The 22,582-nt window shown below is 75.0% G+C and carries 21 protein-coding genes; 16 read left to right on the top strand and 5 right to left on the bottom strand.

The genetic code is table 11. The annotated features are described in order from the left end of the window. Positions 1-146 precede the first annotated feature (146 nt). From OM98_RS00990 to OM98_RS00975, 4 genes are all read left to right on the top strand, one after another. Positions 147-941, top strand: a complete 795-nt coding sequence (locus OM98_RS00990; RefSeq protein WP_010532689.1) for an ABC transporter ATP-binding protein — start codon at positions 147-149, stop codon at positions 939-941. Further along, positions 938-2,293 carry a hypothetical protein gene (locus OM98_RS00985; protein WP_010532688.1) on the top strand — a complete coding sequence of 452 codons (1,356 nt, stop codon included), beginning with the start codon at positions 938-940 and terminating at the stop codon, positions 2,291-2,293. Before OM98_RS00990 ends, OM98_RS00985 begins: the two co-directional genes overlap by 4 nt. Before the next feature lie 79 nt (positions 2,294-2,372). Continuing rightward, positions 2,373-2,696 (top strand): rhodanese-like domain-containing protein, encoded by a 324-nt coding sequence (locus tag OM98_RS00980; RefSeq protein ID WP_010532687.1) that lies wholly within the window; start codon positions 2,373-2,375, stop codon positions 2,694-2,696. Continuing rightward, the gene (locus OM98_RS00975; protein WP_010532686.1) at positions 2,693-3,415 is read left to right on the top strand and encodes an SDR family oxidoreductase; all 723 of its coding nucleotides are present in this window, start codon (positions 2,693-2,695) and stop codon (positions 3,413-3,415) included. The genes OM98_RS00980 and OM98_RS00975 overlap by 4 nt, the downstream gene beginning before the upstream one ends. Before the next feature lie 30 nt (positions 3,416-3,445). Here the strand turns inward: OM98_RS00975 and OM98_RS00970 are convergent, their stop codons facing one another. Both OM98_RS00970 and purB read right to left on the bottom strand, forming a co-directional pair. Further along, complete coding sequence (locus OM98_RS00970) at positions 3,446-3,781, bottom strand: metal-sensitive transcriptional regulator (RefSeq protein ID WP_010532685.1); 336 nt, start codon at positions 3,779-3,781, stop codon at positions 3,446-3,448. Then, entirely contained in the window at positions 3,778-5,205 is a 1,428-nt protein-coding gene (gene purB / locus OM98_RS00965) for an adenylosuccinate lyase (RefSeq protein ID WP_010532684.1), read from the bottom strand. Before purB ends, OM98_RS00970 begins: the two co-directional genes overlap by 4 nt. A gap of 138 nt (positions 5,206-5,343) precedes the next feature. Here purB and OM98_RS00960 point away from each other — a divergent pair, with 138 nt between their 5' ends. Continuing rightward, the gene (locus tag OM98_RS00960; protein WP_029362607.1) at positions 5,344-7,242 is read left to right on the top strand and encodes an alpha-amylase family protein; all 1,899 of its coding nucleotides are present in this window, start codon (positions 5,344-5,346) and stop codon (positions 7,240-7,242) included. 84 nt (positions 7,243-7,326) lie between these two features. Here OM98_RS00960 and OM98_RS00955 read toward each other — a convergent pair whose 3' ends face one another. Further along, positions 7,327-7,731, bottom strand: a complete 405-nt coding sequence (locus tag OM98_RS00955) for a phage holin family protein (protein ID WP_010532682.1) — start codon at positions 7,729-7,731, stop codon at positions 7,327-7,329. A gap of 78 nt (positions 7,732-7,809) precedes the next feature. Here OM98_RS00955 and OM98_RS00950 point away from each other — a divergent pair, with 78 nt between their 5' ends. From OM98_RS00950 to OM98_RS00905, 10 genes are all read left to right on the top strand, one after another. Continuing rightward, the gene (locus OM98_RS00950; RefSeq protein WP_010532681.1) at positions 7,810-8,907 is read left to right on the top strand and encodes a histidinol-phosphate transaminase; all 1,098 of its coding nucleotides are present in this window, start codon (positions 7,810-7,812) and stop codon (positions 8,905-8,907) included. Then, a complete protein-coding gene (locus OM98_RS00945; protein ID WP_010532680.1) occupies positions 8,904-10,226 on the top strand; it encodes an MFS transporter in 1,323 nt (440 codons plus the stop codon). The genes OM98_RS00950 and OM98_RS00945 overlap by 4 nt, the downstream gene beginning before the upstream one ends. A gap of 24 nt (positions 10,227-10,250) precedes the next feature. Continuing rightward, positions 10,251-10,574, top strand: coding sequence for a P-loop nucleotide/nucleoside kinase family protein (locus tag OM98_RS00940; RefSeq protein WP_010532679.1), 324 nt, complete (start codon positions 10,251-10,253; stop codon positions 10,572-10,574). A 44-nt stretch (positions 10,575-10,618) separates the two neighbouring features. Further along, the gene (locus tag OM98_RS00935) at positions 10,619-11,902 is read left to right on the top strand and encodes a Gfo/Idh/MocA family protein (protein WP_010532678.1); all 1,284 of its coding nucleotides are present in this window, start codon (positions 10,619-10,621) and stop codon (positions 11,900-11,902) included. 105 nt (positions 11,903-12,007) lie between these two features. Then, positions 12,008-13,186 (top strand): thiamine pyrophosphate-dependent enzyme, encoded by a 1,179-nt coding sequence (locus tag OM98_RS00930; protein ID WP_010532677.1) that lies wholly within the window; start codon positions 12,008-12,010, stop codon positions 13,184-13,186. After that, positions 13,183-14,166 carry an alpha-ketoacid dehydrogenase subunit beta gene (locus tag OM98_RS00925; protein WP_010532676.1) on the top strand — a complete coding sequence of 328 codons (984 nt, stop codon included), beginning with the start codon at positions 13,183-13,185 and terminating at the stop codon, positions 14,164-14,166. The genes OM98_RS00930 and OM98_RS00925 overlap by 4 nt, the downstream gene beginning before the upstream one ends. 74 nt (positions 14,167-14,240) lie before the next feature. Then, positions 14,241-15,698 (top strand): dihydrolipoamide acetyltransferase family protein, encoded by a 1,458-nt coding sequence (locus tag OM98_RS00920; protein WP_010532675.1) that lies wholly within the window; start codon positions 14,241-14,243, stop codon positions 15,696-15,698. 57 nt (positions 15,699-15,755) lie between these two features. Next, the gene (locus OM98_RS00915) at positions 15,756-16,394 is read left to right on the top strand and encodes a fluoride efflux transporter FluC (RefSeq protein ID WP_245528697.1); all 639 of its coding nucleotides are present in this window, start codon (positions 15,756-15,758) and stop codon (positions 16,392-16,394) included. Then, positions 16,391-16,807 (top strand): fluoride efflux transporter FluC, encoded by a 417-nt coding sequence (locus tag OM98_RS00910; RefSeq protein WP_010532673.1) that lies wholly within the window; start codon positions 16,391-16,393, stop codon positions 16,805-16,807. The genes OM98_RS00915 and OM98_RS00910 overlap by 4 nt, the downstream gene beginning before the upstream one ends. After that, a complete protein-coding gene (locus OM98_RS00905; RefSeq protein WP_010532672.1) occupies positions 16,804-18,573 on the top strand; it encodes a cytochrome c oxidase assembly protein in 1,770 nt (589 codons plus the stop codon). Before OM98_RS00910 ends, OM98_RS00905 begins: the two co-directional genes overlap by 4 nt. A gap of 39 nt (positions 18,574-18,612) precedes the next feature. On the opposite strand, the gene OM98_RS00900 is transcribed toward OM98_RS00905, so the two are convergent. Both OM98_RS00900 and OM98_RS00895 read right to left on the bottom strand, forming a co-directional pair. Then, positions 18,613-20,001: a flavin-containing monooxygenase gene (locus tag OM98_RS00900; protein WP_010532671.1), complete on the bottom strand. Its 1,389-nt coding sequence runs from the start codon at positions 19,999-20,001 to the stop codon at positions 18,613-18,615. 51 nt (positions 20,002-20,052) lie between these two features. Beyond that, on the bottom strand, positions 20,053-21,045 hold the full coding sequence (locus OM98_RS00895; protein ID WP_245528696.1) for an N-acetylglucosamine kinase: 993 nt from the start codon (positions 21,043-21,045) through the stop codon (positions 20,053-20,055). Between the two features lie 65 nt (positions 21,046-21,110). On the opposite strand from OM98_RS00895, the gene OM98_RS00890 reads away from it, so the two are divergent. After that, positions 21,111-22,505: a glycoside hydrolase family 3 N-terminal domain-containing protein gene (locus OM98_RS00890; protein WP_010532669.1), complete on the top strand. Its 1,395-nt coding sequence runs from the start codon at positions 21,111-21,113 to the stop codon at positions 22,503-22,505. Positions 22,506-22,582 lie beyond the last annotated feature (77 nt).

Genomic DNA, 22,582 nt, shown 5'->3' with positions numbered 1-22,582 from the left:
ACGAGTGCCCGGTGTGCGGGGAGCGGGAGGAGATCAGCGAGGGGGTTCTCGGCTGATCGACTGTCCACCCCGGGTCTGACGGCCCGGGGTCGGAATCGCCCCGCGGGCCGACGCGGGGGAGGGGCGCCCTCGGGGAGTCTCGGGGCATGACGACACCGACCTCGACCCTCCCGCCCGGACCCGCCGCCCACCCCGCCCCGCCGCTCGCGGGCGCCCCGCTCTCGCCCGTCCTGCGCACCCGGGGGCTCACCAAGACCTACGGCTCCTCCGGGACGGGGACCCGCGCCCTGGACGGGATCGACTTGGACGTGGCCCGCGCGGAGTCCCTCGCGATCATGGGGCCCTCCGGCTGCGGCAAGACCACCCTCCTGCACGTCCTCGCGGGGATCCTCCGGCCGAGCACCGGCGAGGTGCTGCACGAGGGCACCGACCTCGCGGCCCTCGGCGACCGCCGCCGCACCCGCCTGCGCCGCAGCGCCTTCGGCTTCGTGTTCCAGGACGGCCGGCTGCTCCCCGAGCTCACGGCCCTCGAGAACGTGATCCTGCCGCGGATGCTGGGCGGCGCCGCCCGCCGCACGGCCGCGGCCGACGCCCGGACCTGGCTGGACCGCCTGGGCCTCGCGGGGATGCACGACCGCCGCCCCGGCCAGCTCTCCGGCGGGCAGGCGCAGCGGGTGGCGATCGCCCGCGCGCTCGCCGGACGGCCCCAGGTGGTCTTCGCGGACGAGCCGACCGGGGCGCTCGACCAGGCCACCGGTCGCGTCGTGCTCGAGGTGCTGGTGGAGTCCTGCCGCGACAGCGGGGCGAGCCTGGTGATGGTCACGCACGATCCCGCGGTCGCCGCCACCTGCGCGCGCACGGTCGCGATGCAGGACGGACGCATCGTGCAGGTCTACCAGCGCGGCCCGGCGCAGGGTCCCGCGACGGGCGGTGCGCGATGAGCGCGCTGCTCGCGGCCGGTCTGCTGCTGCGCCGTCGCAGCGCCCTCGCCGACCTGCTTCCCGTGATCGCCTTCGCGGTCTCCACTGCCGTCATCGCCACGGTCCTCGGGGGCACCCTGGCTTTCGCCGGGCGGCTGCCCGCCGGACCCGTCGGCGCGGGGGCCTCCGACGAGGCCTCGGTGATGGGTCTGATCGTGATGTTCGCGGTCATCGCCTGCGTGCTGCTGGTGCCGAGCGCCGTCTCCTTCGGCGGCGGGGCGGCCCGCCTGTCCCTGGCCCGCCGCGATCGGGACCTCGCCGCGATGCGCCTGGTGGGCGGCACCACCGGACAGGTCGCGGGCATCGCCGTGCTCGACGTGCAGGGGCAGGCGCTGCTCGGCGCCGTGCTGGGGATCGGCCTGCACCTGCTGGTCACCCCGCCGCTCACGGCCCTGGACTTCGGCTTCGCCCCGTTCACGGTGGGGGAGCTGCTGCTCCCGGCGTGGGCGTACCCCCTGCTCGTGCTCGGCGTGCTGCTGGTCGCCGCCGCCTCCGCCGCGGTGGCGCTGACGGGGATCGTGCTGAGCCCGCTCGGCGTGGCCCGCGCCTCCCGCACCGTGCGGATGAGCGTGCTGCGCGTGGCAGTGTGGGTGCTGCTGGTCGTCGGCCTGTTCGGCCTCATGCAGCTGCTCCCGATCATGGAGGAGACGAACGCGGGCCTCGCCCTCGCGCTGCTGGTCGGGATGATCGGCGCCGTGGTGGCCGGGGTGAACGTCGTCGGCCCGTTCACCGTGTGGCTGGTGGCGCGAATCCTCGCGGCCCTCGCCCCGTGGCCCGCCCTGCTGGTCGGCGCCCGGCGCCTCGCCGCGGACCCGCGGGCGGGCTGGCGAGCCGTCGCCGGGATCACCTTCGCCCTGGTCGTCGCGGGACTGCTGATGGTGGTGGTGACCCTCGGCGAGCCGACCTCGCCGGCCGAGGAGATCCTCATCACGGCCATGGCGACCGGCGGGATCCTCACCCTGGCGATCGCCGCGGTGATCGCCGCGGTCTCCACGGGGGTCACCCAGGCGGCCCGCGTGATCGACCACGCGCCAGCCCTGCGGGCCCAGCACGTGGCGGGCGCCGAGGTGGCGCAGCTCCACCGGGCCCGGCTGCTGGAGACGGCGATCCCGCTCGCCCTCAGCTCCGTGCTCGCGACCGGGACGATGCTGCTGGTCATCGTCGCGGTGATGGGCGGGCCGGCGACCGACGCCCGGGGCGCCCTGCTCTACGGCGGCAGCGTGCTCGCTGCCTACCTGCTGGTGCTCGGGGCGGTCGCGGTGTCCTCGCCGCTGGTGGCCCGCGGCGCCCGCGGCGCGCGCCGGACGGCCTGAGCCGCGGGCGGTCCGCGGCGGCGGTCCCGGGCCGGGGCCGCCGCCCGCGCGGCGGGGGAGCGTGGGTAGGCTGGAGGGCATGGACCAGCAGACCGTCGCCCCCACCGAGGTGCCCGAGGGTGCCCAGCTCATCGACGTGCGCGAGCAGACCGAATGGGATGCCGGGCACGCCCCGACCGCCCAGCACCTGCCCGCCAGCGAGCTGCTGGAGAAGCTCGACGAACTCCCCGAGGACGGCGACCTCTACATCGTCTGCCGCTCCGGCGGCCGCAGCCACCAGGTCACCCAGTGGCTGAACGGCAACGGCTACGACGCGATCAACGTGGTCGGCGGCATGGACCTGTGGTTCGAGTCCGGCCTGCCGATCGTCTCCGAGGGCGACGCCGAGGCCTACGTCCTGTGAGCCCCGCAGCGGGCGCCACCGGCGGCGTCGATTCCCGTCCCGTCGTCCTGATCACCGGCGCCAGCCGCGGCATCGGCCGCGCCGTCGCCCGTGAGCTGGGCGCGGACCACCACCTGGTCCTCGGAGCCCGTCGCGAGCAGGACGTGGCCGATCTGCTCGCCGAGCTGCCCTCGGCCGAGCCCTTCCTTGCCGACCTCACCGACGCCGACTCCCTGGCGGCCGCCGTCGCCGCGCTCGAGCTGCCCGCGGGCCTGGCGGGCGTGGTGCACTCGGCGGGGAACCTCGTCGGCGGCACCGTCGAGGAGCTGGCCCCCGCCGACTGGGAGCGCTCCTTCGCGCTGAACGTCACCGCCGTCGCCGAGCTGACCCGGCTGCTGCTGCCGGCCCTGCGGCAGGCACGCGGCACCGTGGTCACCCTGAACTCCGGCTCCGGCTTCACCAGCATCGCGGCCCGCGGCCCCTACTGCGCCTCCAAGTTCGCCCTGCGCGCCCTCACCGACGCGCTGCGCGAGGAGGAGCGGGAGAACGGCGTGCGGGTCAGCTCCGTGCACCCGGGCCGGGTGGACACCGACATGCAGCGCGAGCTGCGGGAGCTGGAGGGGGACTCCTTCACCCCCCGGCCCCCCATGTCCCCGCAGACGGTCGCCGCGACCATCGGACTGGCGCTGCGCCTGCCCGAGGACGCCAACCTGGACGTCGTCTCCGTCCGCCCCCGCTGAGCGGAGCCGCGACCGCGGGCGCGGCTCCGCTCAGCGCATCAGGCGCTTGACGGCCCCCATGATCTCGTCCATCTTGCGGTCCAGCTCCGCGGTGTCCCCGGAGCCGGCGGCGTCGTGCACGCAGTGGTGCACGTGGTCGTCCACCAGCCCCAGCGCCACCGACTGCAGCGCCTTGGTGACCGCGGAGACCTGGGTGAGCACGTCGATGCAGTAGGTGTCCTCGTCGACCATCCGCTGGATGCCGCGCACCTGCCCCTCGATGAGCTTGAGCCGTCGCAGGTAGGCAGCCTTCCCGTGCTGATAGCCGGGATCGCCGTGGGTGCCGTGGTCGCCGTGCGCGGTGGCCTCCTCCCCGGGGGTGCTCACCGCCCACTCCCGGTGCCGCCCGCCTCCAGGTGGGAGACGAGGGAGGCCGCGTAGCCGACGTAGGTCTGCGGGGTGAGGGCCAGCAGGCGCTGCTCCTCCGCCTCCGGCAGGCCCAGGGAGCCGATGAACTCCCGCATCGCGGGGCCGTCCACGCGCTGGCCGCGGGTGAGGTCCTTCAGCCGCTCGTAGGGGTTGTCCATGCCGGTGGTGCCCTGCACGCCGAGGGTGCGCATCACCGACTGCACGGCCTCGCCCAGCACCTCCCAGTTGCCCTCGAGGTCCTCGGCCATCGCCTCGGCGTCCACGTCCAGGCCCGCCAGACCCTTCTGCAGGTTCCGGATGGCCAGCAGCGAGTGGCCGACGGCGGGGCCGACGTTGCGCTGGGTGGTGGAGTCGGTGAGGTCCCGCTGCAGGCGGGAGGTGACCAACGTCTGGCCGAGCACGTCGAACAGGGCGCCGGAGATCTCCAGGTTCGCCTCGGCGTTCTCGAAGCGGATCGGGTTGACCTTGTGCGGCATCGTCGAGGAGCCGGTTCCGCCCTGTGCGGAGAGCCGCTGACGGAAGGAGCCCAGGGAGATGTAGGTCCAGATGTCGGTGGCCAGGTTGTGCAGGATGCGGCCGGCGCGCGCCATGTCGGCGTACAGCTCGGCCTGCCAGTCGTGGGACTCGATCTGCGTGGTCAGCGGGTTCCAGGTGAGTCCCAGGTGCTCCACGAAGGTGCGGGAGACCTCCTGCCAGTCGGTGCCGGGCACGGAGACGGCGTGGGCGGCGTAGGTGCCGGTGGCGCCGTTGATCTTGCCGAGGATCTCGTCGCTCTCGACGCGGCGGGCCTGGCGGGTGAGCCGGTGCGCGAACACGGCCAGCTCCTTGCCGAGGGTGGTGGGGGTGGCGGGCTGGCCGTGGGTGCGCGAGAGCATCGGCACCTCGGCGCTCTCCCGCGCCAGCTCGCCGAGCTGGGCGATCACCTCGTCCAGCGCCGGCAGCCACACCTCGTGCACGGCACCGCGCACCATCAGCGCGTAGGCCAGGTTGTTGACGTCCTCGCTGGTGCAGTAGATGTGCACGATCTCCGCGAGCGACTCCAGGCTGGTGCCCGCCAGGCGGCGCTTGATGTAGTACTCGACCGCCTTCACGTCGTGCACGGTCTCCCGCTCGATGGCGGCGTGCTCGGCGATGCCCTCGGCGCCGAAGTCCTCCGGGATGGCGCGCAGCAGGGCGCGCTCCTGGTCGGTGAGGCCGCGCAGGCCGGGGATCGCGCCGCCGTCCAGCAGGTGGATCATCCACTCGGTCTCCACCACCAGGCGGGCCCGGTTCAGGGCGGCCTCGGAGAGGTGGTCCACGAGCGGCGCGACCTGGTCGCGGTACCGGCCGTCCAGCGGCGTCAGGGCGATCGGGGGAGTGATGTCCGCGAAGGAATGAGCCATGGGCGACAGTCTCCCATCCCCGCTCCCACCCCGACGAGCGCCGCGCCCTCCCGTCCTGTCGAGGTCACGCCCGGGATGCCCGGAGCGCCGGGACGGACGCCCCTGCCGGCGCGGACCCGGGCGCTCTACCCTGTGGGCGTGAGCACCCTCAGCGCCGACACCGCCGCCGACCAGTCCGAGATCCGTGCCCTCGTCGAGGCCGAGCAGGGGCCCTTCGACGCCGTGCTCGCCGCCCGTTACGCCGCGCACTTCCCGACCCTGCACGGGCTGTTCTCCCGGCTCTACGGGGAGCGGGACGACGCCCGTGAGGCCCTGGCCGCCGTGATCGGCCTGGTCGCCGCCTCCTGGGCCGAGCGGCCCGCCGAGCTGCGCGCCCAGGACGAGGCCCGCGGCGCCGACCCCGCTTGGTTCGAGAGCGAGCGGATGCTCGGCGGGGTCTGCTACGTCGACCGCTACGCCGGCTCCCTGACGGCGCTGCGCGAGCACATCGGCTACTTCCGCGAGCTGGGGCTGACCTACCTGCACCTGATGCCGCTGTTCGCCGCCCCCGAGGGCAACAACGACGGCGGCTACGCCGTCTCCAGCTACCGTGAGGTGGACCCGGCGCTGGGCACCATGGAGGACCTGCGCGAGCTCGCCGCCGAGCTGCGCGCCGCCGGCATCTCCCTGGTCGTCGACTTCATCTTCAACCACACCAGCAACGAGCACGAGTGGGCCCGGAAGGCCGTGGCGGGGGAGCCCGGCTACGACGACTTCTACCTCATCCATGAGGACCGCACGATGCCGGACGCCTACGAGCGCACCACCCGGGAGATCTTCCCCGACGACCACCCCGGCTCCTTCGTGCAGCTCGAGGACGGCCGCTGGATCTGGTCGACCTTCTACCACTTCCAGTGGGATCTGAACTACGCCAACCCCGCCGTGTTCCGGGCGATGGCGGGGGAGATGCTGTTCCTGGCCAACCAGGGCGTCGAGGTGCTGCGGATGGACGCGGTCGCCTTCATCTGGAAGCGGCTCGGCACCGCCTGCGAGTCCCTCCCGGAGGCGCACCTGCTGCTGCAGGCCTTCAACGCGGTGCTGCGGATGGCCGCCCCCTCGCTGCTGTTCAAGTCCGAGGCGATCGTCCACCCCGACGAGGTCATCGAGTACATCTCGCCCGGCGAGTGCCAGATCTCCTACAACCCGCTGCAGATGGCCCTGACCTGGGAGGCGATGGCCACCCGGGACGCCTCGCTGCTCTCCCAGGCCCTCGAGCGCCGCCACGAGCTGCCCGCGGGCACCGCCTGGGTGAACTACGTGCGCAGCCACGACGACATCGGCTGGACCTTCGCCGACGAGGACGCCGCCGAGCTCGGCATCGACGGCTACTCTCACCGCCGCTTCCTCAACGACTTCTACGTGGGCCGCACCGCCGGCACCTTCTCCCGCGGCGCCGCCTTCCAGGAGAACCCCCGCACCGGCGACGCCCGCATCGCGGGCACCACCGCCTCCCTCGCCGGCGTCGAGGCGGGGGACGCCGGCGGCGAGGACCGGGTGGTGCTCGCCCACGCGATCGCCATGTCCACCGGCGGGATGCCGCTGATCTACCTCGGCGACGAGGTGGGTCAGCTCAACGACTACTACTTCCGCGACCGTCCCGCCGAGGCCGACGACTCCCGCTGGGTGCACCGGCCGCACCGCCCCGCCGAGGCCTACGCGGTGCGCGAGGACCCCCGGACCTTCTCCGGCCGCATCCACGGCCGCCTGACGCGCCTGCTCGAGGTCCGCCGCGCCACCGCCGAGTTCGCGGGCAACACGCTGCTGCCCTTCCACGTCCCCGAGCCGGCCGTGCTCGGCTACCAGCGCCCCGGCGAGGAGACCACCGTGCTGGTGCTGGTGAACGTCGGCGACCGGGAGGTGACGGTCACCTCCACCACCCTGTCCGGCTTCGCCCCCGAGGCCCGCGAACTCATCGAGGACCGCGAGCTGGACCTCTCCCGCGGCCTGCGCCTGCCCCCGCACAGCACCCGCTGGATCCGCGTCACCCCGAAGGCCTGAGCGGACCGTCCCCCGACCGCGCAGCGAGGAGCCCCCGCTCCGGTGATCCGGGACGGGGGCTCCTCACGGTGCGGGACGGCGGGGTCAGTGCCGCCGCGGATCCGGCTCGCGCTCGCCGAGGCCGGTGACGGCCTCCACGATGCCGGAGAGGATGCCGATGATGATGCCGGCCAGCAGCGCCCACCAGAAGGTGTCGAAGTGCAGGACCAGGTCGAACCAGCCGGCCACCCAGCTCGCCAGCAGCAGCATCAGGGTGTTCACCACCAGCTGGAACAGGCCCAGGGTGACGCAGGTGATGGGCAGCGACAGGAAGGAGAGGATCGGCCGCACGATGGTGTTGATGATCGCGACGATCAGGGCGATCGCCGCGATGGTCAGCACCTGGGTGAGGGCGCTCGCCGAGCCGTCGCCCAGGCTCATCCCGGGCAGGATCAGGGCGGTCACCCACAGCGCGAGGCCGGTGACGATGACGTGTCCGACAAATCTCATGCCCGTATCCTCCCACCCCGTCCCGGGAGCGGCCTGGGCCGCGCGTCCCGGCGCCCGGCAGCGGCATACCCTGGGGGCATGACCGCACCCGAGCCTCCCGTCGAGTCGATCCGCCTCCGCCCCGCCCTGGACGCCCTGCCCGCCTACGTGGCCGGACGTCCCGCCCCCACGGGTGGGCCCCGGCGCTGGAAGATCTCCTCGAACGAGTCGCCCTTCCCGCCTCTGCCGGAGGTGCGCGAGGCCGTGCGGGAGGCCGTCGAGAACGGTCACCGCTACCCCGACATGGGCTCCGCCGCCCTGCGCGAGGCGATCGCCGCCGATCACGGCGTGGACCCGAGCCGGATCTGCCCCTCCACCGGTGCCGTCGCCGTCACCGGCGACCTGATCCGGGCACTGGTCTCCGAGGGTGACGAGGTGGTCTACGCCTGGCGCTCCTTCGAGGCCTACCCGATCCTGGTCGGCTCCCACGGCGGCCGCGCGGTGCCGGTGCCGCTGACCGCCGGGTACGAGCACGACCTGGAGGCGATGGCCGTCGCGGTCACCGAGCGCACCCGCCTGGTCATCCTGTGCACCCCGAACAACCCCACCGGCCCTTCCCTGTCCACCGGGCAGATCGAGGACTTCCTGGCCCGGGTCCCCGAGCACGTGGTGGTCGCCCTCGACGAGGCCTACCGCGAGTTCCACGACCCCGCCACCGTCGCCGACACCGGCGCGATCCTCGCCCGCCACGGCAACGTGGTGCTGCTGCGCACCTTCTCCAAGATGCAGGGCATCGCCGGGCTGCGCGTCGGCTACGCCGTCGCCCACCCCCGCCTGGCCGCGGCCCTGCACCAGGTCACCCTGCCCTTCGGCGCCAGCGCCCCCGCGCAGGCCGCGGCCCTGGCCACCTTCCGGCCGGAGGTGCGGGCGCGCCTGGACGAGCAGGCCGCCTGGGTGCGCGGCGAGCGCGAGCGGGTGCAGGCCGCCCTCGCCGCCCAGGGCTGGCAGCTGCCGCCCTCGCAGGGCAACTTCGTCTACTTCCCCCTCGGCGAGGACAGCCCCGCCTTCCTCGCCCACGCCGAGGAGCACGGCGTCGTGCTGCGCGGCTACGGCACCGACGGGGTCCGCGCCACCATCGCCGAGGCCGAGGCCAGCGACCTGCTGCTCCAGGCCGCGGCGAGCTGGCTCGCCCGGTGAGCACGGGGACCCTGACCGCCCCCACTCCGCTCGGCGGCCCCCGCGCGTACCTGGTCTGGGCGGCGGCCGTGTTCGCCTACGCGGTCGCGGTGCTGCAGCGCTCCTCGATGGGTGTGGCCGGCCTCGAGGCCACCGAGCGCTTCGGCACCTCCGCCACCATCGTCTCCACCTTCGTGGTGCTGCAGCTGCTGGTGTACGCCCTCGCGCAGGTGCCCGCCGGGGTGCTGCTGGACCGCTACGGCTCCCGCGTCACCCTCACCGCGGGGGCGCTGCTGATGGGCGGCGGGCAGGTCCTGCTGGCCCACACCGACACGGTGCTGCTGGCGATCCTGGCCCGCATCGTCGTCGGCGCGGGCGACGCCCTGACCTTTTCCAGCGCGATCCGCCTGGTGCCCGCCTGGTTCCCCGCCGCGCGGGTGCCGATCATGACCCAGCTGACGGGGATCCTCGGCCAGGTGGGGCAGATCGGCTCCGCGGTGCCCTTCGTGGCGATCCTCGCCGGGGCCGGGTGGAGCGCCGCCTTCACCGCCGCGGCCGCGATGAGCGGCGTCTCGGCGCTGGTGGCGCTGCTGCTGATCCGCGCCGTGCCGCCCGGCACCGCCCGCCCCCGGGTGCGGCAGGACCTGCGGCGCATCCCCGCCGTGATCGGCCGGATCGTGCGCCACCCCGCCACCCAGCTCGGTTTCCTCACCCACTTCACCTCGGGCTTCCCCGGGCTCATGTTCGCGATGATGTGGGGCTACCCGTACCTCACCGCGGGGGAGGGGCTCCCCCAGCCGACGGCCTCGGCCCTGATGACCGCCCTGGTGGTGGTCTCGATCATCGGCGGGCCGCTGGTCGGCGCCCTCACCCAGCGCCACCCGCTGAGGCGCTCCACCCTGGTGCTGGTGATCCTCGGCGTCATGCTGGTGCCACTGGTGGCGGTGCTGCTGTGGCCCGGCCCCGCCCCGATCTGGCTGCTGCTGGCGCTGATCGCCGGCATCTCCATCGGTGGGCCCGGCTCCTCGGTGGGCTTCGACTTCCCCCGCACCACCCTGGCCCGGCACCGCCTGGGCACCGCGACGGGCGTGGTGATCATGGGCGGCTTCGTCGGGGCCCTGATCGCGATCCTGCTGATCGGCGTGGTGCTGGACGTGCTGCGCCCCGACGGCGCCTACGACCTGCACTCCTTCCGCCTCGCCTTCGCGGTGCAGATCCCGCTGCTGCTGCTCGGCGCCGTCGGCATGATCGTCTCGCGGCGTCGCCTGCGCCGCCGCATGGCCGCCGAGGTGCCGCCCTGGCGCGAGGTGTGGCGCAGCGGCCGCTGGCGCCGGCTCTGACCGCCTGAGGGGCAGGATGGGGGCATGAGGAGCGAGGGCGAGCGCGCGCGGCTGTGGGTCACCGTCGGCCTGCCCGGCACCGGGAAGACCACCCGGGCGCGGGAGCTCGCCGCCCGCCACCGCGCCGTGCGCCTGACCCCGGACGAGTGGATGCCGCCGCTGTTCGGCACCGACGACGTCGACGGGTGCCGGGCCGTGCTGGAGGGCCGGATGATCTGGACCGCCCACGACGTGCTGGCCGCGGGCGGCGCCGTGGTCCTGGACTTCGGCTGCTGGTCCGTGCCGGAACGCCACGCCCTGCGCGCCCACTCCGGGCCCGCCCTTGCCCCGTGTCGTCCCCTCCCGTAGCGTGGGCGCCACACATACTTTCACGCAGGAATTTAGGAGGAACGATGACGTTCTCGCTGGGCATCGTCGGCATCGGCCAGTTCGGCTCCCACTTCGCGGAGCTCTTCGCCGCCCACCCGGACATCTCCGCGCTCTACGCCGTGGACGACGTGACCGAGCGCATCGACGCCCTCGAGCAGCGCGAGGAGCACCCCGTCCGCTTCGCCGGCCGCTTCGGCAGCGTGGAGGAGCTGCTGGCCTCCGACGTCGACGCGGTCGCGATCTTCACCCAGCGCTGGACCCACGGGCGCATCGCCGTCGCGGCCCTGGAGGCCGGCAAGCACGTCTACTCCGCGGTGCCGATGGCCATCGAGGAGCAGGAGATCCGCGAGATCACCCGCCTCGTGGAGGAGACCGGGCTGGTCTACATGATGGGCGAGACCAGCCAGTACAACGCCGCCGTGGTGCTGGCCCGCCGCATCCACCGCTCCGGCGCCTTCGGCGAGGTGTTCTACGCCGAGGGAGACTACGTCCACGACATGGACCTCGGCTTCTACGACGCCTACCGGTACTCCGGCGGCGAGGGTTGGAAGGCCACCGCCTCCTACCCGCCGATGCTCTACCCCACCCACTCCATCGGCGGCATCCTCGGGGTGCTGGGGGAGCGGCACGCCGTCTCCGTCTCCTGCCTGGGCCGCCCCGACACCCGCGGCGACGGGGTCTTCGACCGCGAGGTCTCGATGTTCGACAACGACGTCTCCAACGCCTTCGCCCTGTTCGGCATGGACAACGGCGGCGCCTTCCGCACCAACGAGCTGCGCCGCGTCGGCTACCCCAGCCACAAGCGCGAGTCCCGCTTCCGCTTCTTCGGGGAGGCCTCCAGCTTCGAGGAGACCGTCGCGACCACCTACTGGCACGACAAGTCCGAGGTGCTCGACGTGACCGAGCTGATCCGCACCGAGTCCACGATGGACCTGGACGACCCGCGCCTGGCCGGGGTCTCCGAGACCCTGCGCGACGCCTTCGTGGCCGGCTCCGCCCTCTCCCACCACCAGGCGCGCCTGCCCGAGGAGCTGCGCGGCATGCCCAACGGCCACGAGGGCGCCCACCACTTCCTGGTCGACGACTTCGCCCGCGCCGTCGAGGCCGGCACCCAGCCCGTGGTCAACGCCTGGCAGGCCGCCCGCTACACCCTGCCCGGCATCTACGCCCACGCCTCGATGCGTCAGGACGGCGTCCGGCTGGAGATCCCCGACCTCGGCGACTGCCCCCTGCCCGTGCAGGACCTCGACGCCGAGCAGGAATCCCTGGACGCCGCGGCGCTCGCGGCGCTGGTGCGCGCGTCCTGACGCGCCCGCCCGGCGCGGCCGGCGATACCCGCGACGCGCCCGCGTGACCTGGGCGACGGGGCGCCCCGCTTCCGTCCTTACGGAACCGTAGGTTACGCTCCCGTCGTGACCGTTTTCGCCACCACCATCCCCGATGACGCCCACCAGGAGCCGATGATCCAGCTCCTGGGTCCCGACGGCACCCGCACCCCCCACGCCGAGCTCGACGCCGTGCTCACGGGCGGCGGCGGGGCCGAGGACCTGCAGAGCCCGGACGCCCTGCGCGGCTACTACCGCGACATGGTGATGATCCGCGCCGCCGACCTCGAGGCCACCAGCCTGCAGCGGCAGGGCCAGCTCGGCCTCTGGGCCAGCGCGCTCGGCCAGGAGGCCGCGCAGATCGGCGCCGGCCACGCCGCCCGCGTGCAGGACTATCTGGTGCCCACCTACCGCGAGCACGGCGTGGCCTGGGCGCGCGGCATCGAGCCCTGGCGACTGCTGGAGCTGTTCCGCGGCATCAGCCACGGCGGCTGGGACCCCGCGGAGCTCCGCACCCACCCGTACATGATCGTGCTCGGCTCCCAGGCGCCCCACGCGGTGGGCTACGCGATGGGCCTGCAGCGCGACGGCGCCGTCGGCACCGGCGACCGGGCGCACGACACCGCGGTGCTCGCCCTCTTCGGTGACGGCGCCTCCAGTGAGGGCGAGGTCTCCGAGTCCTTCACCTTCGCCAAGTCCTTCGACGCCCCCGTCGTCTTCTACACCCAGAACAACCAGTGGGCGATCTCCGTGCCCACCTCGGTGCAGTCCTCCGTGCCGCTCGCGCAGCGCTCCCGCGGCTGGGGCATCCCCTCGGTGCGGGTCGACGGCAACGACGTGCTCGCCGTGATGGCCGCCGTGCGCAGCGCCCTGGACGCCGCCCGGGCGGGGGAGGGGCCGCGCTTCATCGAGGCCGTCACCTACCGCATGGCCGCGCACACCACCAGCGACGACGCCGGCCGCTACCGGCCCGCCGCCGAGGAGGAGGAATGGGCCGAGCGCGACCCGATCCTGCGCCTGCGCCGCCACCTGGAGCAGCTCGGCGCCATCGACGAGGACTTCGTGCGCCGCTGCGACGACGAGGCGCACGAGCTCGCCATGCAGCTGCACCACCACATCCACGGCATGGAGGACCCCGACCCCGTGCACATCTTCGAGCACGTCTACACCGAGCACCACCCCGTGGTGGAGGCCGAGAAGCAGGCCTACCGCGAGTACGCCGCCCAGTTCGAGGACGAGGCCGACCAGGACGGAGCGCGCGCATGAGCACCACCACCCTGCCGATCGCCAAGGCCATCACCGCGGGCCTGCGCGACGCGATGCACGCCGACGAGCACGTGATGCTGATGGGCGAGGACATCGGCCGCCTCGGCGGCGTCTTCCGCGTCACCGACGGCCTGCACGCCGAGTTCGGCTCGCAGCGCGTGGTGGACACCCCGCTCGCGGAGGCCGGCATCGTCGGCACCGCCGTGGGCCTGGCCATGCGCGGCTACCGGCCCGTCGTCGAGATCCAGTTCGACGGCTTCGTCTTCCCCGCCTACAACCAGATCACCACCCAGGTCGCCAAGATGCACTACCGCACCGGCGGCCGGGTCACCCTGCCGATGGTCATCCGCATCCCCCACGGCGGCGGCATCGGCGCGGTCGAGCACCACTCCGAGAGCCCCGAGGCGCTGTTCGCCCACACCGCGGGCCTGCGCATCATCGCGCCCGCCACCAGCCAGGACGCCTACTGGATGACCCGCCAGGCCATCGAGTCCGAGGACCCGGTGATCGTGCTGGAGCCCAAGCGGCGCTACTGGGTCAAGGGCGACGTCGACCCCGACCACCGCCCCGAGCTGGGCCCCTGGCAGGCGCAGGTCCGCCGCCCCGGCACCGACGCGACCCTGCTGGCCTGGGGCCCGAGCGTGCCCCTGGCGCTGGAGAGCGCCGAGGCCGCCGCGGAGGACGGCATCGAGCTCGAGGTCATCGACGCCCGCTCCCTGGCGCCGCTGGACATGGAGACCGTCACCGCCTCCGTGCGCCGCACCGGCCGCCTGGTCATCGTCCACGAGGCGCCCGTGCTCGGCGGCCTCGGCGGGGAGATCGCCGCCCGCGTCTCCGAGCAGTGCTTCTACCACCTGGAGGCCCCGGTGCTGCGCATCGGCGGCTACGCCACCCCGTACCCGCCGGCCCGCATGGAGCACGCCTACCTGCCCGACCTGGAGCGCGTGCTCGACGGCGTCGACCGCGTGCTCTCCCACTGACCCGTCCTCGCCCGTCGCACGACGCCCGCCCGGGATCCGGTCCGCACCGGAGCCCCGCGTGAAAGGATCCCGGCATGAACGCCAGCCCCAGCCCGTCGATCGTCACGATCCGCCTCACCGATCCCGGTGAGGGCCTCACCGAGGCCGAGATCGTCGACATCAAGGTGGCCGCCGGCGACACCATCGCCATCAACGACCCGGTCATCGAGGTGGAGACCGCCAAGAGCGCCGTCGAGCTGCCCAGCCACGTCGCCGGCACCGTGCTGAAGGTCCTGGTGAAGGTCGGGGACGAGGTGCCCGTCGGGGCGCCCCTGTTCGAGGTCGACACCGCCGGCGGCCCCGTCCCCGCGCAGGACGCCCCCGCCGAGCCCGCCGACGGCGCGGCCTCCGCCGAGCCGGTCGTCGCCGAGGAGCCCGAGGTCGCCGCGGGGGACACCGAGACCCCCGCCGCCTCCCGCGAGGCCGAGCGGGTGCAGGACGAGGAGCCCAAGAACCTCGTCGGCTACGGCGCCTCCGCCGGTCCCTCCCGCCGCCGGCGCCGCCGGCCCGCCCAGGAGGACGACCCGCAGGTCCCGATCGACCGGATCCTCGCCAAGCCGCCGGTGCGCAAGCTCGCGCGCGACCTCGGCGTGGCCCTGGCCGACGTCTTCGCCACCGGCCCCGGCGGCACCGTCACCCGCGACGACGTGCTCGCCGCCCAGCAGCGCGCCATGAGCCCCGACGGCGGCGAGGGCCACTACTTCCCCGAGGAGTCCCCGCAGGCTCCCGAGGACCTCGGCTACGCCATGAAGTCCGTGCGCGACCAGCCCTTCTCCGGCGTCACCAGCGACGAGCGCACCACCCGGGTGCCGATCCGCTCGGTCCGCAAGCGCACCGCCGAGGCGATGGTGGCCTCCGCCTTCACCGCCCCTCACGTCACCGTGTTCAACGAGATCGACATGACCGCGACCATGCGGATCGTGGAGCAGCTGCGCGCCTCCCGCGAATGGTCCGGGGTGAAGATCAGCCCGCTGGTGGTGATCGCGAAGGCGCTGCTGGTGGCGATCCGCCGCAACCCCGAGGTCAACGCCTCCTGGGACGAGCACGCCCAGGAGATCGTCTACAAGCACTTCGTGAACCTCGGCATCGCCGCCGCCACCCCGCGCGGCCTGATCGTGCCCAACATCAAGGACGCCCACCTGATGACCCTGCGCGAGCTCGCCGAGGGCATCGACGACCTCGCCAAGACCGCCCGCGCCGGCCGCACCCCGCTCTCGGCCACCCGCGAGGGCTCCCTGACCATCACCAACTTCGGCGTCTTCGGCATCGACTCCGGCACCCCGATCCTGAACCCGGGGGAGTCCGTGATCCTCGGCGTCGGCGCGATCAAGGACAAGCCCTGGGTGGTGGACGGCCAGATGGTGCCGCGCCAGATCGCCCAGCTCGCCCTGAGCTTCGACCACCGCCTGATCGACGGGGCCCTCGGCTCCGAGCTGCTGCGCGACGTCTCCGCCGTGCTCGAGGACCCCGCCCTGGGCCTCGTCTGGGGCTGATTCCGCCGTGAGCCCGGCCGGTCCGTCGGGGGCCGCCGAGGTCGGTACCCTGGATCGGTGAGCACGAGCCCCCCACCCGCAGGCGAGCCGCCGCGCCGCGAGGACCCGCGGATGCGCACCGTCGAGATGGACGCCGTGCGCGAGGCGGAGGCCGAGGAGGTCGAGACCCTCGACTCCGGGCCCGCCCCGCGGCCCCTGGCCACCCGGCAGGTCATCGCGCTGGTCGCCGCCGGCGGCGCCCTCGGGGCGACGCTGCGGTTCATCGCGGCGGCCGTGTTCCCCACCACCGCCACCCCCACCCTGATCGAGATCCCCTGGTCCACCCTCGCGGTCAACGTGATCGGCTGCCTGATCCTGGGCGCCCTGACCGGGGTGATGGAGGTGCGGCCCGTCCCCGCCTGGACCAGGCCCCTGGTCGGCACCGGCTTCTGCGGCGGCTTCACCACCATGAGCGCCGTGGTGCTCGACGGCTCCGCCATGATCGGCGCCGACTTCCCGACCGTCGCCCTCACCTACGCGCTGCTCACCCTCGCCATCTGCATCGGCGCCACCGTGGTCGGCCTGGCCCTGGCCATGCGGCTGGCCCGCCCCGAGGCGGGGAGCGCGGAGCCGGACTCCGCGCCCCCGGTGGCGGGCGGGCCCGCCGGGGGCCTGCACCCGGGCGCCGTCCTCGAGGTCGAGGAGGACGGGCGATGATCGCGATCCTGCTGGGCCTGGCGATGGTGGTGATGGTCGCCCTCGGCGGCGCGATCGGCGCCGTCGGCCGCTGGGCGATCGCCGAGTACGGGCCGCCGCTGCTGCAGCGCCGCTGGCCGGCCGTGACCCCCGACCGCTCCGGCCCCTGGATGACCTTCGTGGCCAACGTGCTGGCCTGCTTCCTGCTGGGCATCGTGGTGACCCTGCTGGGCTCCGCCGCCGGCGTGCCCGAGCTGTTCTCCATGCTGCTCGCGGTGGGGCTGTGCGGCGGCCTGTCCACGCTCTCCACCGCCGCCCTGGACGTGGTGGCGCTGGTGCGACGCGGCACCCCCGCGATCTCGCTCGGCTACCTCTGCCTCACCATCGGCATCGGCATGTCGGCCCTCTGGCTGGGCGTGGTGATCGCCCGGTGAGCGGCGCCGCCACCGCGACCGACCGTCCCGCCCCCGCCGTCCTGGCCCGCGGGGCCGCGGCCGTGCTGATCCCCCTGCTCCTGCTGGGCGGGGCGGCGGTGCTCGCCGCCGACGTCGCCGGCTCCGGGGCGCTGGTGCTGCGCGACGCCGGGGCGCTCGCCCGGCACGGCGCCCCCGTCGCCGCGATGCTCGGGGACCTCGCCGCCGCCGTGATGCTGGGCGGCGCCGTGCTGGCCGGCTGGCTGCTGCGCGAGGACGCCGACCGGGCCCGCGCCCTCACCCTCGTCGCCGTCGCCGGCGGCGTGGCGACGCTCGCCCGCGGCATCGGGCTGCTGCTGTCCTACTCGATCGCCACCGGCCAGCGGGTGGGCAGCGAGCGCTTCGGCTCCGACCTCGGCGTCTTCGTCCGCACCGACCTCGGCATCTGGCTGCTCACCGGCGTGCTGGTCGCGGCCCTGACCACCACCCTCGCGGTGACCGGCACCGGCCGCGGCACGGGACGCCTGGTCACCCTCGCCGCCGGGGTGCTGGCCTTCTGCGCCGCGATGACGGGCCACGCCGCGGGGGACACCTCCCACGAGGTCGCCACCTCCACCATGCTCGTGCACCTGCTGGCCGTCGGCATCTGGGTGGGCGGCCTGGCGGTGCTGCATCTGCTCCCGGCCCGCTCCCGCGACGACGCCCGCGTGCTCGCCGGCTACTCCCACCTGGCGCTGGTGTGCTGGGTGGCGCTCGGCCTCAGCGGGGTGTGGGCGCTGGTGGTGCGCATGACCTCCCCGGCGGAGCTCCTCACCAGCGCCTACGTGCAGCTCGGGCTCGCGAAGGCCGCGCTGCTGCTGGGCCTGGGGGTGCTGGGCTGGATGCAGCGCCGGCAGCTCGCCGCCTCCCTGGCCGGGGGCGGGGACGCCGCCGCGGCGCGCGCCACCTACCGGCGCCTGGCCCTGCTGGAGCTGGCCCTGATGGGGCTGGCCGTGGCGCTGGCGGCGGCGATGAGCTCCTCCCCGCCGCCCTCGGACGCGGCCGCCCCTCCCAGCGGCACCGCCGGGATCCTCACCGGCTACGAGCTGCCGGCCGCCCCCACCGCGGTGGCGGTGCTCGCCGCATGGCGGCCCTCGCCGTTCTCCCTCGCGCTGGTCTGCGTGATCGCCCTGTGGTGGTGGCGGGCCGGGGCCCCCGCCCGCGGCCGCGGGGAGACGCTGCGCCTGGCCGCCGGGGCCGCCGTGCTGATCCTGGCCACCAACGGCCCGCCCGCCGTGTACGGGAAGGTGCTGGTCTCCGCCCACTTGCTGCAGCACCTGCTGCTGCTCGCCCCCGCCGGGGTGCTGCTCGGCTCCGCCGGGACGGTGCCGCCGCGCTGGCGGCGATTCCTCGCCTCCCGGGCCTGGCTCGCCCCGCTGCTGGCGGCCGTGCCGGTCGCGGCGCTCGTGGGGATCTACGCGACCGGGCTGCTGCGCCTGGCGCTGGATGCGCACGCCGCCCACCTGGCCCTGCAGATGCTGGCCCTCGGCGGCGGGGTCGCGATCGCCGTGATCCTGCGCTGCGCCCCGCGTCCGCGGCTCGCCCTGCTGGCGCCGCTGGTGGTGCTCGCGGCGGCCGGGGTGGTGCTGCTGCTCGGGGATGCCCTGCTGGCGGCGAGCTGGTTCGGCGCCACCGGACGGCCCTGGTGGCCGGACGCGCTGGCTGACCAGCACCGCGGCGGGATCGTGGTGCTGGCCTGGGCGGTGCTGGGCGCGGCGATCGGCCTGCCGCTCGCACGGCGCCGCTGACCCCCCCGGGGCGTCCCCTCGTCAGGGGGAGGGCCGGGCTCAGGAGCCGTCGAACTCCCCGCGGACGCTGCGCAGGCGCGCCAGCAGCGCGTCCCGGTCCACGTGCGGCACCAGCCGCTCGCCGCTCGAGGTCGCCTGCCGCGGGGGACGAGAGGCGGTGCCGAGGACCGCGGCGATCCGGCCGCGCAGGCCCCCGGGAGGGGTGGTGGACACGGCCCGGTCGGAGCCGGCGCGCAGGCGGCGGAAGCGCTCCAGCGCGGGGGAGCCCTCGCGGCGGGCCCGCATCACGTAGGCGGCCAGGTCGGCCTGCTCCACCAGCACCGGCAGCACGCCACCGGTGACGTGCTGCTGGCCGAGCACCACCAGGTCGTCGCGGCCGCGCGGGAAGGCGCCCAGGAACAGGTCCAGGTCGCCGTTGGCGGTGCGCGGCAGCACCTCCTCGGGCAGGTGGTCGGCACCGGTCTCGTAGCCGGTCGCCAGCACGATCAGGTCGGGGGCGAAGTCCACGCCGTCGGCCAGCACGGGGCGGCCGTCCTCGACGCCGACCACGGCGCCGACGGGGCCGATGCGGCCCTCGCGCACCCGGTCCAACACGGTGTCGGAGACGATCACGGCGTCCTCGAGCAGGCCGTTCGCGGGGGTGGGCAGGCCGACCTCGGCGGGGTCGCCCACGGCGCGGCCCACCACCAGCTCGGCGATCTTCTCGTTCAGGGGGCCCAGCAGGGCCGGCTCGTGGGCGGCGGCGACGTCGCCGGGGGTGCCGGCGATGGTGCGCGGCACCACCCAGTGACCGGTGCGCATCGACCAGCGCACGTCCAGGGCGCGGCGCGCGGCGTCCACCGCGACGTCCGCGGCGGACTGACCAGAGCCGACCACGAGCACCCGCTGCCCCTCGAGGCCGTCGGGACCCTCCCATTCGGAGGAGTGGATCACCCGGGTGCCCTCGCCGATCTGCTCGGCCCACTCGGGCCGGTGGGGCCGCTCGGCGATGCCGTGCGCGGAGATCACGCCGCCGTAGACGGTGATCTCGCCGGTGGAGAACTCGACCTGCCAGACGCCCTCCTCGAAGGGGCGCGCGGAGCGCACGGCGACGCCGGGGCGGAAGCGCTCGCCGAGGTCGTGACGGGAGGCGTAGGCGCGCAGGTACTTGGCCATCTGCGCGGGGTCGAGGAAGTCCGGGAAGGAGACCGGCCAGAGCAGGTCCTCGTACTGCGTGTACTCGCGGGAGGAGACCATCTCCAGGGACGGCCAGACGGGGGAGTCCTCGCGCTCCGGGTCCCAGATGCCGCCGACGTGCGGGGCCCGGTCGACCAGGTCGAAGGGCACCTCGAGGGCCTGCAGCGCCGCGGCGGCGGCCAGGCCGGCCGGTCCCGCCCCGATCACGAGGACCTTCTCGCGGGTGGGGACCTGGTCGTTCAGCTCGGACATCGAGGGGCCTTCCGGATCGGCGACGGACGGGCCCCATCCTAGACGCCGGGACTACTCCTCGGCGGCGGCCTCCCGGGCCAGCAGCAGCGCCCCCTCGATGCACGAACGGGTCTCACGGTGCTCGCGGCCCTCCGCGTCGAAGCCGGTGACCAGCTCGTCGTGGATCGGGCCGGGGGTGGCCAGCACCGAGCCGGCTAGCACCACCGGCAGCTCCGCGTGCGGATCCAGGGTGCGCACGGTGTCGGCGAAGCATCGCATGACCTGGTCCAGGATGCGCCGGGCCGCCGGGTCCTCCGGCACCGAGCCGGGCAGCGGGGCGAAGCGGCCCAGCGCGGCGTGGCGCCCGGGAGGGGCCAGGGCGAAGACGGCGCGGGAGAGGTCGTCGCGCACGTCGCCGGTGGGGGAGGGCGGCAGCAGGCCGTCGCGCAGGTCCAGGCCCAGCGCGTCGCCCACCCGCTCGGTCAGCAGGGTGCGCGGCCCGCGGCCGTCGAGGTCCGCGGCCACGACCTGCAGGGTGCGGCGGCCGATCCACACGGCGGAGCCGATGTCGCCCAGCAGCCAGCCCATGCCGTCGCGGCGCTCCCGCGGCACCCGGCCCGCGTAGCGCACGCCGACGGCGCCGGTGCCGGCCCGCAGCAGGATGCCGTCCTCGCCGACGCCGCCGGCCAGGAAGGAGGTCAGCAGGTCGTCGTCCACCTGGATCCGCTCACGGGGGATGCCCCAGTCCCGCAGCAGGGTGCGGGCCACGACGGTGGCTTCCTCGTGCTCGGTGCGGGCCAGGCCGTGCACCGCGAGGGTGGCGGCCACGATCCGCGGCTCGGCGCCCAGGCGCTCGGCGGCCTGGTCGCGGGCGTGGCGGGCGGTGCGGGCCAGCAGGTCGAGCTTCTGCTCCATCCGGGTGCCGGGCAGGGCGCCCTGGCCCTCCAGGTCCACCAGCGGCTCCGCGCCGGGCTCCCGGGGCGCGATCACCAGCCGGGAGCGGGTGATGCCGATGATGCCGACCAGCACCAGGGCGGGGGTCGTGGGGTCCGTCGAGGGGGTCATGGCCTGCTCCACCTGGTCTTCCGGGTCCTATCCTGAGGGGGTCCGCCCCCGGCAGGAGTGAGCCCATGATCGCACGCCCGGAAGCTCCGGAAACCTTCGGGTCCGAGGCCGTCCCCCTGGCCTCCCTGCTGGTCATGGACCTGCCCGCCGCGGACGACGGCGAGCTCCCGACGGGCCTCGGGGTGGCCGTGCTGCCGGCCGCCGCCCCCGCCGCGCTGCGCGAGCGCGCCGAGCGCCTGCGGGGGACCGCCCCCGGCACCGTCCTCGCCGTGACCGAGCACGCCGCGGGCCAGGGCGTCACCCCGAGCCCCGCCGCGCTCGGCGCCGTCGACGACCCGGAGGCCACCCGCCGCCTCGGCCTCGCGCTCGGGGACCTCCTGGCCGCCTGCGGCATCGAGGTGCTGCTCGGGCCCCGCCTGGACGTCGCCACCCATCCCGCCGCCCGCTGCGGCACCCACGCCCTGGGCGACGAGCCCGACCTGGTGGCCCGGCAGGCCCGGGCCCTGCTGTCCGGGGTGCGCGAGCCCGGCATCGCCGTCTGCGTGCAGGGCGCCCCCGGCGCCGGCTCCCTCGGCCCGGGCGACACCGCGGTGCCCCTGGACCGGGACGCCCTGGAGGCCGATCACCTGGTGCCCTGGGAGCTCGCCGCCTGGGCCGACGCGGTGATGCCCGACCCGCTGGCCGTCCCCGCCCTCGGCCCCGGCCCCGCGGCGCTCGGCGCCTGGATGCCCGCCCTGCTGGAGGAGATCGGCACCGCCCGCTTCCACGGCCTGCTGGTGGCCGGGGACGTGCCCCGCGCCGCCGCGGAGGCCGGGATCGACCTCGCCGCGGCCGCCGTCGCCGCCCTGCGCGCCGGGGCGCACCTGCTGCACGTGCCCGACCCCGCCGCGGCCCGCGCGGTGATCGCCGGGCTCGACGCCGCCGTGCAGACCGGCGAGCTGAACCCCGCGCTGCTGGAGGCCCGCCACCGGGAGGCGGCCGAGCGGATCGCCTCCCTGCGGGCCCGCCGCCGCTGGCTGCCCACCCCGGACGTCCCCGCCGCCGAGGCCGCCCTCGCGGAGGCCGGGGCCGCGCTGGCCGCCCGCGCCATCGGCCTGCGCCGCGCCCGCCTCACCCCCGGCGAGGTGGCCGTGCTCGACCTGCGCAGCCGCCCCGAGGCCCCCGACGCCCTGCCCCGGGCCCTCGCCGCACACGGGCTCGCCGTCGTCACCGACCCCGCCTGGCAGGCGCCTCCGCCGGGAGCGGCCCCGGTGCTCGTCCTCACCGCCCTCGGTGCCGCCGACCCTGCCGAGGACGCCCGCCTGCGGGAGCTGCTCGCCGCCCGCCCGGACACGATCGTCGTGCACACCGGCCGCGCCGAGACGGCCCCGCCCGCCCCGCACCGGGTGCTCGCCCACGGCCCCGGCGAGGCGATGATGCGCGCCGCCGTCACCGCGCTGCTCGCCGCCCCGCCGGAGTGATCCGGGGAGCGGCGGAGGGATATTCGCTGGACGGCGGCATTCGCTGCCCCTAAGGTCGGGCCCGTGAGGATCTGAGC

It is taken from the genome of Brachybacterium squillarum M-6-3 (assembly GCF_000225825.1).
In the GTDB taxonomy this organism is placed as follows: Bacteria; Actinomycetota; Actinomycetes; order Actinomycetales; family Dermabacteraceae; genus Brachybacterium; species Brachybacterium squillarum.
The sequence above is the reverse complement of the archived record's forward strand: the minus strand, read 5'-3'. Positions and strand labels throughout refer to the sequence as shown.

Coding starts and splice junctions, on each gene's coding strand:
- OM98_RS00990 (WP_010532689.1), top strand. CDS start 147: ATGACGACACCGACCTCGACCCTCCCGCCCGGACCCGCCGCCCACCCC.
- OM98_RS00985 (WP_010532688.1), top strand. CDS start 938: ATGAGCGCGCTGCTCGCGGCCGGTCTGCTGCTGCGCCGTCGCAGCGCC.
- OM98_RS00980 (WP_010532687.1), top strand. CDS start 2,373: ATGGACCAGCAGACCGTCGCCCCCACCGAGGTGCCCGAGGGTGCCCAG.
- purB (WP_010532684.1), bottom strand. CDS start 5,205: ATGGCTCATTCCTTCGCGGACATCACTCCCCCGATCGCCCTGACGCCG.
- OM98_RS00955 (WP_010532682.1), bottom strand. CDS start 7,731: ATGAGATTTGTCGGACACGTCATCGTCACCGGCCTCGCGCTGTGGGTG.
- OM98_RS00950 (WP_010532681.1), top strand. CDS start 7,810: ATGACCGCACCCGAGCCTCCCGTCGAGTCGATCCGCCTCCGCCCCGCC.
- OM98_RS00940 (WP_010532679.1), top strand. CDS start 10,251: ATGAGGAGCGAGGGCGAGCGCGCGCGGCTGTGGGTCACCGTCGGCCTG.
- OM98_RS00935 (WP_010532678.1), top strand. CDS start 10,619: ATGACGTTCTCGCTGGGCATCGTCGGCATCGGCCAGTTCGGCTCCCAC.
- OM98_RS00925 (WP_010532676.1), top strand. CDS start 13,183: ATGAGCACCACCACCCTGCCGATCGCCAAGGCCATCACCGCGGGCCTG.
- OM98_RS00920 (WP_010532675.1), top strand. CDS start 14,241: ATGAACGCCAGCCCCAGCCCGTCGATCGTCACGATCCGCCTCACCGAT.
- OM98_RS00910 (WP_010532673.1), top strand. CDS start 16,391: ATGATCGCGATCCTGCTGGGCCTGGCGATGGTGGTGATGGTCGCCCTC.
- OM98_RS00900 (WP_010532671.1), bottom strand. CDS start 20,001: ATGTCCGAGCTGAACGACCAGGTCCCCACCCGCGAGAAGGTCCTCGTG.
- OM98_RS00895 (WP_245528696.1), bottom strand. CDS start 21,045: ATGACCCCCTCGACGGACCCCACGACCCCCGCCCTGGTGCTGGTCGGC.
- OM98_RS00890 (WP_010532669.1), top strand. CDS start 21,111: ATGATCGCACGCCCGGAAGCTCCGGAAACCTTCGGGTCCGAGGCCGTC.